Origin of the sequence: Nonomuraea guangzhouensis, assembly GCF_019396345.1 — a bacterium.
GTDB classification, from domain to species: domain Bacteria; phylum Actinomycetota; class Actinomycetes; order Streptosporangiales; family Streptosporangiaceae; genus Nonomuraea; species Nonomuraea guangzhouensis.
In genome coordinates this window covers 129,047-142,005 of record NZ_JAHKRM010000031.1, presented here as the reverse complement: position 1 = coordinate 142,005, position 12,959 = coordinate 129,047, and the positions used below count along the sequence as shown (strand labels likewise).

Annotated in this window: 14 protein-coding genes; 11 read left to right on the top strand and 3 right to left on the bottom strand. The window is 70.6% G+C overall.

Annotation, left to right across the window (positions count from 1 at the left end; translation table 11 throughout):
* The first annotated feature begins 9 nt into the window (after positions 1–9).
* The 9 genes from KME78_RS48215 to KME78_RS48175 all read left to right on the top strand — a co-directional run bounded on the left by KME78_RS48215 (position 10) and on the right by KME78_RS48175 (position 8,636).
* On the top strand, positions 10–567 hold the full coding sequence (locus KME78_RS48215) for a CGNR zinc finger domain-containing protein (protein ID WP_219536716.1): 558 nt from the start codon (positions 10–12) through the stop codon (positions 565–567).
* Between the two features lie 137 nt (positions 568–704).
* Positions 705–1,133 carry an organic hydroperoxide resistance protein gene (locus KME78_RS48210; RefSeq protein ID WP_219536715.1) on the top strand — a complete coding sequence of 143 codons (429 nt, stop codon included), beginning with the start codon at positions 705–707 and terminating at the stop codon, positions 1,131–1,133.
* Between the two features lie 97 nt (positions 1,134–1,230).
* On the top strand, positions 1,231–1,932 hold the full coding sequence (locus tag KME78_RS48205; protein ID WP_219536714.1) for a molybdopterin-dependent oxidoreductase: 702 nt from the start codon (positions 1,231–1,233) through the stop codon (positions 1,930–1,932).
* Complete coding sequence (locus tag KME78_RS48200) at positions 1,889–2,530, top strand: cytochrome b/b6 domain-containing protein (RefSeq protein WP_219536713.1); 642 nt, start codon at positions 1,889–1,891, stop codon at positions 2,528–2,530. Before KME78_RS48205 ends, KME78_RS48200 begins: the two co-directional genes overlap by 44 nt.
* A gap of 41 nt (positions 2,531–2,571) precedes the next feature.
* Positions 2,572–3,099: a PadR family transcriptional regulator gene (locus KME78_RS48195; protein WP_219536712.1), complete on the top strand. Its 528-nt coding sequence runs from the start codon at positions 2,572–2,574 to the stop codon at positions 3,097–3,099.
* A complete protein-coding gene (locus KME78_RS48190) occupies positions 3,096–3,788 on the top strand; it encodes an ABC transporter ATP-binding protein (RefSeq protein ID WP_219536711.1) in 693 nt (230 codons plus the stop codon). The genes KME78_RS48195 and KME78_RS48190 overlap by 4 nt, the downstream gene beginning before the upstream one ends.
* The gene (locus tag KME78_RS48185) at positions 3,785–6,004 is read left to right on the top strand and encodes an FtsX-like permease family protein (protein ID WP_219536710.1); all 2,220 of its coding nucleotides are present in this window, start codon (positions 3,785–3,787) and stop codon (positions 6,002–6,004) included. Before KME78_RS48190 ends, KME78_RS48185 begins: the two co-directional genes overlap by 4 nt.
* 7 nt (positions 6,005–6,011) lie before the next feature.
* On the top strand, positions 6,012–8,336 hold the full coding sequence (locus KME78_RS48180; protein ID WP_219536709.1) for a penicillin acylase family protein: 2,325 nt from the start codon (positions 6,012–6,014) through the stop codon (positions 8,334–8,336).
* Positions 8,337–8,372: 36 nt separating this feature from the next.
* Positions 8,373–8,636 carry a hypothetical protein gene (locus KME78_RS48175; protein ID WP_219536708.1) on the top strand — a complete coding sequence of 88 codons (264 nt, stop codon included), beginning with the start codon at positions 8,373–8,375 and terminating at the stop codon, positions 8,634–8,636.
* Here the strand turns inward: KME78_RS48175 and KME78_RS48170 are convergent.
* Genes KME78_RS48170 through KME78_RS67615 form a run of 3 tightly spaced genes read right to left on the bottom strand, consistent with a single transcriptional unit; the run spans position 8,618 to position 10,691 of the window.
* Entirely contained in the window at positions 8,618–8,902 is a 285-nt protein-coding gene (locus KME78_RS48170) for a DUF3303 domain-containing protein (RefSeq protein WP_219536707.1), read from the bottom strand. The two genes, KME78_RS48175 and KME78_RS48170, sit on opposite strands and share 19 nt — an antisense overlap.
* The gene (locus KME78_RS48165) at positions 8,887–9,564 is read right to left on the bottom strand and encodes a response regulator (protein WP_219536706.1); all 678 of its coding nucleotides are present in this window, start codon (positions 9,562–9,564) and stop codon (positions 8,887–8,889) included. The genes KME78_RS48170 and KME78_RS48165 overlap by 16 nt, the downstream gene beginning before the upstream one ends.
* The gene (locus tag KME78_RS67615) at positions 9,561–10,691 is read right to left on the bottom strand and encodes a sensor histidine kinase (protein ID WP_219536705.1); all 1,131 of its coding nucleotides are present in this window, start codon (positions 10,689–10,691) and stop codon (positions 9,561–9,563) included. The genes KME78_RS48165 and KME78_RS67615 overlap by 4 nt, the downstream gene beginning before the upstream one ends.
* 178 nt (positions 10,692–10,869) lie before the next feature.
* Here KME78_RS67615 and KME78_RS48155 point away from each other — a divergent pair, with 178 nt between their 5' ends.
* The gene (locus tag KME78_RS48155; RefSeq protein ID WP_246653471.1) at positions 10,870–11,277 is read left to right on the top strand and encodes a hypothetical protein; all 408 of its coding nucleotides are present in this window, start codon (positions 10,870–10,872) and stop codon (positions 11,275–11,277) included.
* Positions 11,274–12,788, top strand: coding sequence for a multicopper oxidase family protein (locus KME78_RS48150; RefSeq protein ID WP_219536703.1), 1,515 nt, complete (start codon positions 11,274–11,276; stop codon positions 12,786–12,788). Before KME78_RS48155 ends, KME78_RS48150 begins: the two co-directional genes overlap by 4 nt.
* The last annotated feature ends 171 nt before the right edge of the window (positions 12,789–12,959 follow it).

Here is a 12,959-nt window from a genome sequence, read left to right as displayed (position 1 = left end):
GCTGGTGATGTGAGACATGTTTTCCTGTGCGGCAACCCCGCGCTCGACCTGGCCTGCACGCTCCGCGCCCGTCGTACGGCGCCCTTCGAGACGCTCGACGCGCCTGCCCGGCTAGACGCCTGGTACGTGGAGTCCGGCATCGTCGACACCGTCACCGCCTGCCAGGAGGGCGACGTCGCCCAGGCGGTGGCGGTGCGGGAGGCGATCTACGCCCTGGTCACCGCCCGGCTCGCGGGCGAGGGGTACGACGGCGGGGCGCTCGCGCTGGTGAACGAGGCGGCACGCACTCCGTGCGCGATTCCGCAGCTCGCCGCCGAGGGCCGGTGGACCGAGGCGACCCCGGCGCAGGCGCTGTCCACCGTGGCGAGGCACGCCATCGAGCTGCTCACCGGGCCGGACGTGCCGCTCATGAAGGAGTGCGCCAACCCCGAATGCACCAAGATCTTCATCGATCGGTCCCGTGGGGGGCGCCGCGAGTGGTGCGGCATGGAGTCGTGCGGCAACAAGATCAAGGCGGCGGCCTACCGCGCCCGTAAGCGACAGACACAGGCGGCCACCGCGCGATAGCCGATCGGCCGAGCCCCTGCCCTGCGCTGCCCTCCCTTGTGCTCGAAGGCGTCACCGCCTTGACAGGTGACGAGCGATGCTGCAGCATCGTCACCAGTTAGACGGGTGACGCACACCGAATCGGGAAGGGAAGTGCCATGGCTGTCAGCTACACCGCGGTCGTCACCGCGACGGGCGAAGGTCGTAACGGAGGTCGGGTGGCGGCCGACGACGGTCTCCTCGACTCCGGCCTCGCCATTCCGAAGGACCTGGGCGGGGCCGGTGGCGCCACCAACCCCGAGCAGTTGTTCGCGGCGGGCTGGGCCGCCTGCTTCCTCGGCGCGGTCAGAAGGGCGGCGGCACAGCGCAAGGTCGCGCTGAAGAGCACGACCATCACCGCTGAAGTGACCCTGAACCACGGCGACGACGACGAGTTCGGCTTGAGCGCCGTGCTCAACCTCGAGCTCGGTGGCGTGGACCGGCAGACCGTCGAGGAGCTCGGCGCCGCCGCCCACCAGATCTGCCCCTACTCCAAGGCCACCCGCGGCAACATCCCGGTCACCATCCGGGCGTCAGTGGCCGCCTGACATGTCGCGCGTACTGAATTCTGCGAAGGCGCTGTCGGTGGCCGTGCTCGTCGTGGCTGTCGCTCTTGCCTGCTTCGCCCAGGTCTTCTGAAGCACCATGACTGATCCACGGAATGAAGCCGAGAGCGGTCCGCCCCTGGCGCGGCGGGTGATGCTGTCGATGCTCGGCGCCGGCGCTCTCGGCCTCTTCGCCGCGCCGTACGTGCAGAGCGCTTGGGAGAAGGTCTCCCAGGGCGACCCCACGGGACTCACCGGGCTGCTGCCCAATCCCGGTGGCTTCCGTTATTTCAGCGTGGCGGCCTCCGTGCCCCGGAAGCAGGAGTCGGATTACCGGCTGAAAATCGACGGTCTCGTCGACCGCCCTGGGACGTACACGCTCGACGCGTTGCACGCGCTGCCGCAGACGCGGGTCGTCGGTGACGTGCAGTGCACCGACGGCTGGCGGGTCCCGAAGACGCCCTTCGAAGGGGTACTGCTCTCGCACCTCCTCGACGCGGCAGGCGTACGGCCGGAAGGCAAGGCGGTCCGCTTCACCTGCTTCGACGGCGTGTACAGCGAAAGTCTCACGCTCGCCCAGGCACGCCGTTCCGACGTACTCGTGGCCCTCAAGATGCTCGACGAACCGATGACCCACGATCACGGCGGCCCCGTACGGCTCTATGTGGCGCCGATGTACTTCTACAAGTCGGCCAAGTGGCTTTCCGGCATCACCGTCACCGACCAGGTCATACCTGGTTACTGGGAGGAGTACGGCTATGACGTCGACGGCTGGCTGGACGGGGCCGACAGGTCGGTCTGAGCGGCGCGTACCGCGGTTCACCCGCGCGGAGCGCCTGGTCCACCGGGCCACGGCCGGGCTCATGCTGCTGTGTGTGGGAGGAGCGGCCTGCCTGTATTTCTCGCCGCTCGCCCAATTGGTCGGCCGCCGTCACCTGGTGGTCGTCGTCCACGAGTGGTCGGGGATCCTGCTGCCGGTGCCGTTCCTCCTCGGCCTCGCCTCGTCCGCGTTCCGCGCTGATCTCCGCAGACTGAACCGATTGGCACAGTACGACAAGGAGTGGCTGCGGGCCGTCCGCAAGCGCTGGACCGCGCCTGGTCTACGGCCGGCCGGCAAGTTCAACGCCGGGCAGAAGATCTACTCGGGATGGATCGCCGGGGCAGTGCCGATCATGATGTTCACGGGGCTGCTGATGTGGTTCAGCGGGCTCCTGCCGGTGATCTCCAGGACGAGTGCCATCTTCGTGCACGACGTGACGGCCTTGGCGATCAGCCTTGTCGTGCTCGGGCACATCCGGCTGGCGTACCGGGATTCGCAGGCGCGGCGTGGGATGCGTACGGGGTTCGTGGAGCTCGCCTGGGCGAAGAGAGAGCACTCCAAGTGGGTCCAGGAGGACTAATTACTTCCGGCGTATATACCCTCAGGGTATAGTCGCCTGGCATGAGTGTCCCCCTCGCACTGCTCGGTCTGCTGGAACGGGAGCCGAGCCACGGATACGACCTGAAACGCGACTACGACGCCTTCTTCAGCCGGGGCAAGCCCCTGCCCTTCGGGCAGGTCTATTCCACGCTCGGCCGCCTGGCCAGAGACGGCAAGGTCACCGCCGGGCAGAGCGAGCCGGGCGACGGGCCCGACCGCAAGCGCTACGCCATCACCCCCGTGGGCAAGGACGAGGTCGAGGCGTGGCTGGCCGAGCCGGTCGCGGCCGAGCCGTACCTGCACACGGTGCTGTTCACCAAGGTCGTGCTCGCGCTGATGCTGGGGCGCGACGCGGCGGGTTACCTCGATGCCCAGCGGGCGACGCACCTCGGACGCATGCGCGAACTCACCGAGATCAAGCGCGCGGGCAACCTGGTCGACGCGCTCCTGGCCGATCACGGCCTGTTCCGCCTTGAGGCCGACCTGCGGTGGATCGACGTCACCCAGGCCCGGCTGGGGGCGCTGGCGGAGGCGGTGCGCGAGCGATGATCGTCAACGCGCTGCTGCGGGCCGAGGCGGTCAGCCGCTCGTACGGCAACACGCCCGCGCTGCGGGAGGCCAGCCTGTCGGTGATCGCGGGCGAGGTGCTGGCCGTCATGGGACCCAGCGGTTCGGGCAAGTCGACGCTGCTGCACTGCCTGGCCGGGATCTTCACCCCGGACAGCGGCGAGGTGTGGTTCGACGGGCGGCGGCTGGACACGCTGAACGACCGCCGCCGCAGTGAGCTGCGGCGCACCGCCTTCGGCTTCGTCTTCCAGTTCGGCCAGCTCGTGCCGGAGCTGACCGTGGCCGACAACGTGGCGCTGCCGCTGCTGCTCGGCCGTACCAGGCGCAAGCGTGCCTACGCGCGGGCCGCCTCCTGGCTGGAGCGGCTGGAGCTGGCCGACCTGGGCGGCCGGCGCACCGGGGAGCTGTCCGGCGGGCAGGCGCAGCGGGTGGCCATCGCCAGAGCGCTGGTGACCGGGCCGCAGGTCGTCTTCGCCGACGAGCCGACCGGCGCGCTCGACTCGCTCACCGGCGAGCTCGTGATGGAGCTGCTGGTGGGCCTGGCCCGCGCGGAAGGCACCACCGTGATCGTGGTGACCCACGACGCCCGGGTGGCCGCCTGCGCCGACCGGGAGATCGTCGTGCGCGACGGCCGGGTCACCGATCCGTACGCGAGCGGGATCGTCCGATGATCGCGCTCGGCCTGCGGTTGTCGCTGCGCGGCGGCAGGGAGGTGGCGGCCAGGCTGGCGCTGATCGTCGCCGGGGTGGCCGTCGGCGTCGCGGTGCTGCTGGCCACGCTGTCGCTGTTCAACGCCTTCCAGGCCACCAATGACCGCCTGTGCTGGGAGTGCACGCGCGGTTCCGCGCCCAATGGCTGGGCGCTGGACGCCACCAACGACGGCGCGCTGTGGAACCGCCACGAGGACTACTACGCGGGCCGGCTGATCAAAAGGCTGGACGCCGCCGCGCTCGGCACTCGGGCGCCGGTCATCCCCGGTCTGTCCCGCATGCCCGGCCCCGGCCAGTACTACGCCTCGCCCGCGCTGACCAGACTGCTGGACTCGGTGCCGCGCGAGCAGCTCGCCGACCGCTTCCCCGGCACTCGCGCCGGGTTGATCGGCCAGGCCGCGCTGTCCGGGCCCGACGAGCTGGCCATCGTGGTGGGGCTGACGCCGCGGCAGGTCGCCGCGATGCCGGGTGCCCAGCAGGTCGACGCGGTGGCCACCGAGCCCGCGGTCGACGACAGCGCCGACATCTACCGGTTCGGATTCGTCGTCGCCGCCATCGGGCTGATCGTCCCGCTGCTGGTGCTGGTGGGCACCGCCACCCGGCTGGCGGCCGCGCGGCGCGAGACGCGCCTGGCGGCGATCCGGCTGGTGGGGGCCACCTCCCGGCAGGTCAACGTGCTCGCCGCGGTGGACGCCGCCCTTGGCGCGCTGCTCGGCGCGCTGGCCGGCCTCGCGCTCTTCCAGGTGGTACGGCCCGCGCTGGCCGGGGCGCGGATCACCGGTGCCCGCTTCTTCCCCGACCTGATCGCCCCGCACTCCTGGCAGTACGCGGCCGTGCTCGTCTGCGTGCCGGTCGTCGCGGCGGGCGCCGCGCTGTGGTCGCTGCGCCGGGTGCGGATCTCACCGCTCGGCGTGGCCAGGAAGGCCGCGCCGCCCCCGCCGCGGGCGTGGCGGGTGATCCCGCTGCTGGCCGGGCTGGGGCTGTTCGCGGGCCCGGTGTTCCGGAAAGTCAAGGAGCCCGACGCCCTGCTGGCCGGCGCGGGGCTCGCCCTGATCATGGTCGGGCTGGTCCTGGCCGGGCCCTGGCTGACGATGCGGGTCGCGCGCCTGGCCGCCGGGCTGACCCGGAGCGCGACGACGCTGCTGGCCGCGCAGCGGATGGCCGCGGACTCCAGGGCCGCCTTCCGCGCGGTGAGCGGGCTCGTGCTGGCGGTGTTCATCGGCACGGCGATGGCTGCCCTCGTGCCCGCGGTGCTCTCCGGTCAGCAGGCCGTGGCCGACGGCGCGCTGAACCACGTGCTGCGCGCCCAGTTCGCCCGGCCCGGCGTCACGGGCCTGTCCCCACGGGTGCGGGCGGACCTGCTCGCCCGCCTGCGCGGCTTCCCGGGCGTGGAGGTGCTGCCCATCTACGCCAGGGCCGACAAAGAGAAGATCCCCATGCCCGCTGACGATTCACCGCCCGCGGCGACCGTCGTCGAATGCGCGAGCCTGGCCCGCTTCCCCGTGCTCGGGAGGTGCCCGTCGGCCGCGCACGCCGTGGCGGGAGCCTTCTTCCGCGTGGTCAACGTCGACAACCCGCTCACCATCGACAAGATCCTGCCCCTCGCGGGACCCGCCAGCGAATCCGTCTCCACCACCACCGGCCTGGACATGGAGTCGATCCTGATCAGCACGACCGACACGGCGGCGGTGGAGCGGATCCGTACGCTGCTGTCGGCGCACACCGCCCAAGCCCCGATGACCTTCGCCGAGGTCGCCCAGGCCAGAGCGACCCTGTACACCCAGGGCGAGAACATCGCGCTGGCCATCGTCGCGCTGACCCTGATCGTCGGCGGCTGCAGCCTCGTGGTGGCGGTCGGCGGCGGGCTGGTGGAGCGCAGACAGCCGTTCACCCTGCTGCGGCTGGCCGGTACCCCCACCCGCACGCTGGCCGGGGTGGTGCTGCTGGAGTCCGCGCTGCCGCTCGTCCTGTCCGCCGTGCTCGCCGCCGGCGCCGGGTTCGGCGTGGCCGAGCCGCTCATCGACCAGCTCGCGATGAAGGGCGCCTCCCTGGCGATGCCCGGGCCCGCCTACTTCGCGACCGTCGGCGGCGGTCTCGCCGCCTCCCTGCTGGTGATTCTCATGGGCATGCCGCTGCTCAGGCAGCTGACCGCGCCGGACAACGCCCGCTTCGAATAGGAGCCCCATGAAGCTCAGACCGCGACTGGCCGTACTGATCGCGCTGGTCCTGCTCGCCTCCGCCGTGGTGGTCGTGCGCACCGGCGCGCCCGCCGCGGCCGGCGACGCGCGCTACTCAGCCACGATCCGGCGCACCGAGTACGGCATCCCGCACGTCTCCGCCAAGGACTACGGCGGCCTCGGATTCGGGTACGGCTACGCCTTCGCGCAGGACAACCTGTGCGTCATGGCCTCGTGGGTGGTGACGCTGCGGGGCGAGCGATCCAGGCACTTCGGCGCCGCGGCCATGTCCGACGACCCGGTCAGCCCGATCAACAACCTCGCCAGCGACGTCTACTACAAGAGCGTCGCGGACTCGGGCGTCGTGCGGCGGCTGCTGGCCCGGCCCGCGCCGGTGGGGCCGAGCGACGAGCTGCGCCGCCTGGTCGACGGCTATGCCGCGGGATACAACCGCTACCTCCAGGAGACCGGGGTGGCGAACCTGCCCGATCCCACCTGCCGGGGCAAGGCCTGGGTCGGCGACGTCACCGCCATGGACATCTGGAACAACCTGCTCGACCTCAACCGCATGGTCGGCAGCTCCGCGCTCAAGGAGGCCATCACCGGGATCGAGGAGCCCGAGGCCGACGGCCCGGCCAAGAGGCCCACCGCGGGCAGCAACGGCTGGGCGCTGGGCCGCCAGGCGACCCGCGACGGCCATGGCATGGTGCTGGCCGACCCGCACTTCCCGTGGAACGGGATCCGCCGCTTCTACCAGGTACAGCTCACCATCCCCGGTGTGCTCGACGTCTCCGGCGGCAGCCTGTACGGCACGCCGGTCGTCCAGATCGGGCACAACGCGAGCGTGGCCTGGACCCACACCGTCTCCCACGCCCAGCGCTTCACCGTCTACCAGCTGCAGCTCGCGGGCGACCGGACCAGCTACCTGGTGGACGGCCAGGCGGAGCCGGTGGGCCTTCAGGAGGTGGAGGTCGCCCTGCCGGACGGCACCATGACCAGCCACACCCTCTACACCTCGCGCTACGGCCCGGTGCTCGCCGTCGGGCAGACCGACAAGGTCGCCTACGCGCTGGCCGACGCCAACGCCGCCAACCTGCGCGCGGCCGACGAATGGCTGGCGATGGCCAGAGCGACGAACCTCGCCCAGCTACGCGCGGCCCAGAACACCTATCAGGGCCTGGCATTCGTCCACACGCTCGCCACCGACATCGGCGGAACCGCCTACTTCGCCGACGCCTCGATCGTCCCGCACGTCACCGACGCGAAGGCGCGCCGCTGCGCCAAGCCCTCGCCCATGCAGGGGCTGGACGCATACGTGCTGGACGGCTCGACCTCCGCGTGCCTGTGGGGCAAGGACCCCGACGCCGTCGTGCCCGGCATCTTCGGGCCGGGCAACCAGCCCAGGCTGACCCGCGCCGACTACGTGGCCAACTCCAACAACACCTTCTGGATGACGAACCCGTCGAAGCCGCTGACCGGCTACCAGCACGCGTGGGGCGAGGCGCGCACCGACGTGGAGCCGCGACCCCGGGTCAGCCTGGACATGATCGCCCAGCGGCTGTCCGGCGCCGACGGGCTCGGGGCGCCCGGCTTCACCCTGGAAACGCTGCGGGCCACCGCGCGCACCAAGCGCAACTACAGCTTCGAGCTCATGCGTTCGGACCTGCTGACGCTGTGCCGTACGCACCCCGAGCTGACCTCGTCCGACGGTAAGCGGGTGAACGTGCGCGAGGCCTGCGCGACGCTGCGGAAGTGGGACGGTCGCGCCACCCTGGACAGCCAGGGCGCGATCTTGTGGCGCGAGTTCTACACCCGGCTGATGGGTCCCCACAAGCCGGGAGAGGTTTTCAGTCCGTGGCGGGTGGCGTTCGATCCCGCACAACCGCTGACCACGCCTCGGGGACTCAAGTACGACGCCCCGGAGGTGTGGCGGTCCCTGGCCGATGCCGTGCTCTTCTTCCAGACCAACCGCATCGCCCTGACGCTGACCGCGGGCCAGGCGCAGCGCTACTCCTCGATCCCGATTCCCGGCTGCACCGAGGGGGAGGGCTGTTTCGACCGGGTGCGCATGCGCGCCGCCGCGCTCGGCACGGATGGGCGCTACCCGGAGGTGGACACCGGGTCCAGCTTCATGATGGCCGTCGAGCTCACTCCGGACGGCCCGCGTACCCGCACCATCCTCACCTACTCCCTCTCCGCCAACCCCGCCTCGCCCCACCACACCGACCAGACGGTCCTGTTCTCGCGCGGCCAGTGGGTCACCGAGCGCTTCACCGAGGCCGAGATCGCTGCCGATCCGCAACTGAGGACCACCGCGGTTCACCAGGGGTAGAGACTAGGAGGACAGCGATCATGAGGAGACTCCGCGATGACCCAGCCCCCCGTACCCCAGCGCACCCCGCTCAGCGCGGAGGAGAAGGCCCGGGGAGAGGCGAACTTCACGCCCCTCGTCGCCGACAAGCTCGTCAGCGAAGGGCGGTTCAGGGTGAGCGCCGACACCCCGGAGATGGTGGAGCTGTTCCAGAACGTCGCTCGCCGGGTGGGGGACATGCTCCAGCGGCCGGTGGTCAGCTACGCCAACGGCCGGTATATCGTGATCACGTTCGGGCAGGCTCAGGGCTCGTCGAGATAAGGCGCCACGACGTCGCGGGTGTCCTCGCTGGTGACCACGGGGACGATCTCGAAGGTCGTGCCGGAGCCGCGCCACTCCAGGATCCATCGCTGGAGGAGGCGCAGGTCATCGCATTCCATGAGCTGGAAGCAGCGGCTGAAGTCGGGCTCGACCCAGCTGTTGAGGTAGGTCAGCCCCTCGGGCATCAGCCGGCCCCTGTCACGGACCTCCCGGTAGATCGGGACCATGTCGTTGTCGCGGAACCGCTCGATCACCATGAAGAGCATGATTCGCCTCCTGGGGTGACCAGACCGGACTCGTAGGCGTGGACGACCAGCTGCGCGCGGTCACGAGCGCCCAGTTTGGTCATCGTCCTGCTCACGTGGGTCTTGGCCGTGGCGTGGCTGATCGTCAGGTGGGCGGCGATCTCCTCATTGGACATCCCGGTCGCGACCAGGGACAAGACCTCGCGCTCCCGGTCGGTCAGCCGGTCCAGGCCAGGTCGCGGCACCGGTCTGGGTGGGGTGGAGACGTACTCCTCGATCAGCCGTCTGGTGACCGAGGGGGAGAGCAGCGCATCGCCCTTGGCCACCACGCGCACCGACTGCAGGAGGTCGGCCGGTTCGATGTCCTTGACCAGGAAGCCGCTGGCCCCCGCACGCAACGCGGCGAAGACGTACTCGTCGAGGGCGTAGTTGGTCAGGATCACCACGCGCACCGGGTCGAGCTCGGCGTCGGCGCCGATCCTTCTGGTGGCCTGGATGCCGTCGAGCAGCGGCATGCGGACGTCCAGCAACGCCACATCCGGCAGCAGCGCGCGGCACAGCTCGACGGCCTCGCCGCCGTTGCCGGCCTCGCCGACGACGGTGATGTCGTCGGTCATCTCCAGCAGTGCCTTGAAGCCGGCGCGGATCAGCGGCTGGTCGTCGGCCAGGAGCACGCGGATCACGGCAGCATCCCCGTCGGGAGCTCGGCTCGTACGGCGAAACCGCCCCGCGCGCCCGGCCCGGCGGTGAGGGAGCCGCCGAGGGCGACCGCGCGCTCGCGCATGCCGATCAGCCCCATGCCGTGCTTGGCCGTGCTCGCATCCGTTTCCCCGTTGTCCTCGACGCTGAGCACGATCGTCTCAGGCCCGTATTCGATCGTCAGCGTGATCGAAGCGGCCCCGGCGTGCCGCAGCACGTTGGTGAAGGCCTCCTGCGCGATGCGGTAGGCGGCCCTGTCGACCTCGGGGGACAGCTCCCCGCGCGTGCCGATGACGGCCGTCTTCACCGGGAGCCCGGCCGCTTCGGCCCGGTCCACCAGCCGGGGCAGCCTGGCCAGCCCCACCTCGGGGCCGTCGAGGTCGGCCTGGCGCAGCACACCCAGCGTGGCGCGTAACTCGTGCATGGCCTCGTGTCCTGACTCTTTGACCGCGACCAGTGCGCGGCGGGTCAGCGTCGGGTCGCGTTCCAGCGCCTGCAAGGCGACCGAGGTCTGGACGTTGATGACGGAGATGGTGTGGGTGAGCGTGTCGTGCAGCTCTTGGGCGATCCACAACCGTTCCTCGCCGGCCCTGCGCAGGGCCGCCTCCTCCTTGGTGCGTTCGGCCGCGATCGCCCGTTGCTCGACCTCGCTCAGGTGGGCGCGGCGGTTCTTCATCACCTCGCCCAGCACCACCATCGCCACCAGCCAGCCGCTGAGCAGGCTGAGGCCACCGGGGTCGGGATCGTCGGCGGCCAGCGCGACGAAGACGCCGACACCCACCGCCAACGCCGTCGCCAGCACGATCGCCAGGCGCCGCCGGCCGAGCGTGGCGGCCGTGTAGATCGCGACCAGGGAGGGTGCGGCGGCGAAGACTCCCGGATAAAGCGCGGCGTAATAGGCGATGCCACACCCGACCGCGACCATCCCGACCAGGACGGGGGCGGTGCGTCGCCAGACGAGTGCCAGCGACGACACCATGATCAGCGTGAGGCCGAACGGGTCCAGGTCTCGCTCTGCCAGGCCCGAGCTGGACAATCGCGCGTAGGTGCCGACGACGCCCAGACACAGCATGGCTGTGGCGAACAGCGCGTCGGTCCTCCTGGGGGTCACGCCTGAAACGTTAGGCCACGGGATCGGGCCGCGCCGACCTGCCAGGGGATGAGTTCGGGCGTGCGACCCCGGTCGGACTCGCGCCCTGTTTTCGGCGTGTCGTACATCCCGGGATGTACGACGAAGCCCAGACCCCGGTCTGACGATTCTCCGGTCGTGGCCCGTCAGCATGGCGGCCATGAGCGTTTCACCTGGTCCGGCCGGAGCCGGTCGTGGTCGTGCACCCGCCTGGATCGTCTGGTCGCTGCGGTCGACCGCCGTGCTGCACCTGCTCGGGGTGCTCGGGCAGGCGATCCTGGCCGGGTTGTTCGTCACCGGCGATGTGGACATGCTCGGCTGGCACCGCGACAACGCCGGGTTCACCCACGTCGTGCTCTACCTCCAGTTGGTGGCCTCGATCCTCCTGTGGCGGCCGGGTCGTGGGCCGGCCTGGCCCTCCTGGGCCGCCGCCGCGCTCGTGGCCGCCGAGACGATCCAGGTCGCGATGGGGCAGGACCGCGTTCTGGCGGTGCACTTCCCGCTCGGCATGGCCGTCTTCGGCGCGACGTCCTTACTGACCGTCCTGGTGTGGCGGGTGACGCGATGATCTCCCGCCGTGGCTTCCTCGGGCTGCTGGGTGGCGCCGGGCTCGCGGTCGCCGGGTGCGGCACGGGCATGGCGGAGATCGCCGGTGAGGGCCTGACGAGCGCGAGGCCGCTGCCCACGCGGTTCGCCGTGCCGCTGCCGATCCCGAAGACGGCTGTTCCGGTACGGCCGGGGCACTATGAAGTCGTCCAGCGGGCGGCCAAGGTGGAGATCATCCCAGGCACGACGACCGAGATATGGGGATATGACGGGATATTTCCCGGCCCGACCTTTGAGCTGCGGCGCGGTGGCCGTACCGTCATCCGGGTCCGCAACGAGCTGCCCGTGCCCACATCGACGCACCTGCACGGAGGGGTCAACCCGCCGGACTCCGACGGCTACCCCACCGACCTGGTGGTGGCGGAAGGGCGGGCGTTCCATCCCGCGCACAGTGATCACCATGACCTGTCGCAGTGGACCCTTCACCAAGGGGCCAAGGACTACGTCTATCCGCTGGAGCAGCGGGCGGCCACGCTCTGGTATCACGACCACCGGATGGACTTCACCGCACCGCAGGTATGGCGTGGCCTGGCCGGTTTCGTGCTGGTCCGTGACGACGAGGACGACGCGCTGCCGCTGCCGAAGGGGGGACGGGATCTCCCGGTGATGATCTGCGACAGAGCCTTCGAGGAGGACGGCTCATTCCGTTATCCGGCGCTGGACCCGAGTCTGCTGGTGCGTCCCGGGGTGGAGGAGGACTTCATGGAAGGAGTCGAAGGCGATGTCATCCTGGTCAACGGCGCCCCCTGGCCCTTCCTCGACGTCGACGCGGCCAGATATCGGCTGCGACTGCTCAACGCCTCCAACGCCCGCCGCTACCGGCTGCGGTTGACGCCCGGTGGCCGGTTCGTCCAGGTCGGCAGCGATCAAGGGCTGCTGGCCGCTCCCGTGGTCCACGACGCGATCACGGTCGCTCCGGGCGAGCGCTTCGACGTGATCGTGGACTTCTCCGCCTACCCCATCGGCACTGAGGTGACCATGGTCAACGCCCTGGGCGTGGGTGGCGCGGGCGACGTGATGCGGTTCCGCGTACGGCGCCGGGCGGCCGACGACAGCGCGATCCCGAGACGACTGTCCTCCGTGGAACCGGTCGCGGCGGCCGTCGCCACGCGCGCCTTCGACTTTCGCCGCACGGGTCAGGGCGGAGCGGACTCCTGGACGATCAACGGACAGCCGTTCCGGCCCGGTCACCCGCTGGCGAGGCCGCGCCTGGGCACGACCGAGGTCTGGCGGCTCACCAGCGACTTCCATCATCCGGTGCATGTCCACCTGGCCGCCTTCCAGGTGCTCTCGCGCAACGGCAGGCCACCCGCGCCGACCGACGCGGGCTGGAAGGACACCGTGGACGTGCGCCCGTACGAGGTGGTGGACGTCCTGGTCCGTTTCGCGGGCTACCGAGGGCGCTACCTGATGCACTGCCACAACCTTGAGCACGAGGACATGGCGATGATGGCCGAGTTCGAGCTGATCTAAGTACCGCTCTGCGGTAGATCGAAACGCCCTCGGAGTTTGCCGCTAATGGGGTAAATTACGCGATCACTGATCGGCCGTTCGCACAGGTGCCGCCGCACCGGCTGGCGTCCGCGAGCCGCTGGACTGGAGGTCGAAGAGGCGTGACCGCGGACCGAACCGCGTGGGAGCAAC

What these genes read in the sequence shown, in the direction of transcription:
- KME78_RS48210 (WP_219536715.1), top strand. Translation starts at nt 705, where the DNA reads ATGGCTGTCAGCTACACCGCGGTCGTCACCGCGACGGGCGAAGGTCGT.
- KME78_RS48205 (WP_219536714.1), top strand. Translation starts at nt 1,231, where the DNA reads ATGACTGATCCACGGAATGAAGCCGAGAGCGGTCCGCCCCTGGCGCGG.
- KME78_RS48200 (WP_219536713.1), top strand. Translation starts at nt 1,889, where the DNA reads ATGACGTCGACGGCTGGCTGGACGGGGCCGACAGGTCGGTCTGAGCGG.
- KME78_RS48195 (WP_219536712.1), top strand. Translation starts at nt 2,572, where the DNA reads ATGAGTGTCCCCCTCGCACTGCTCGGTCTGCTGGAACGGGAGCCGAGC.
- KME78_RS48190 (WP_219536711.1), top strand. Translation starts at nt 3,096, where the DNA reads ATGATCGTCAACGCGCTGCTGCGGGCCGAGGCGGTCAGCCGCTCGTAC.
- KME78_RS48185 (WP_219536710.1), top strand. Translation starts at nt 3,785, where the DNA reads ATGATCGCGCTCGGCCTGCGGTTGTCGCTGCGCGGCGGCAGGGAGGTG.
- KME78_RS48180 (WP_219536709.1), top strand. Translation starts at nt 6,012, where the DNA reads ATGAAGCTCAGACCGCGACTGGCCGTACTGATCGCGCTGGTCCTGCTC.
- KME78_RS48175 (WP_219536708.1), top strand. Translation starts at nt 8,373, where the DNA reads ATGACCCAGCCCCCCGTACCCCAGCGCACCCCGCTCAGCGCGGAGGAG.
- KME78_RS48170 (WP_219536707.1), bottom strand. Translation starts at nt 8,902, where the DNA reads ATGCTCTTCATGGTGATCGAGCGGTTCCGCGACAACGACATGGTCCCG.
- KME78_RS48155 (WP_246653471.1), top strand. Translation starts at nt 10,870, where the DNA reads ATGAGCGTTTCACCTGGTCCGGCCGGAGCCGGTCGTGGTCGTGCACCC.
- KME78_RS48150 (WP_219536703.1), top strand. Translation starts at nt 11,274, where the DNA reads ATGATCTCCCGCCGTGGCTTCCTCGGGCTGCTGGGTGGCGCCGGGCTC.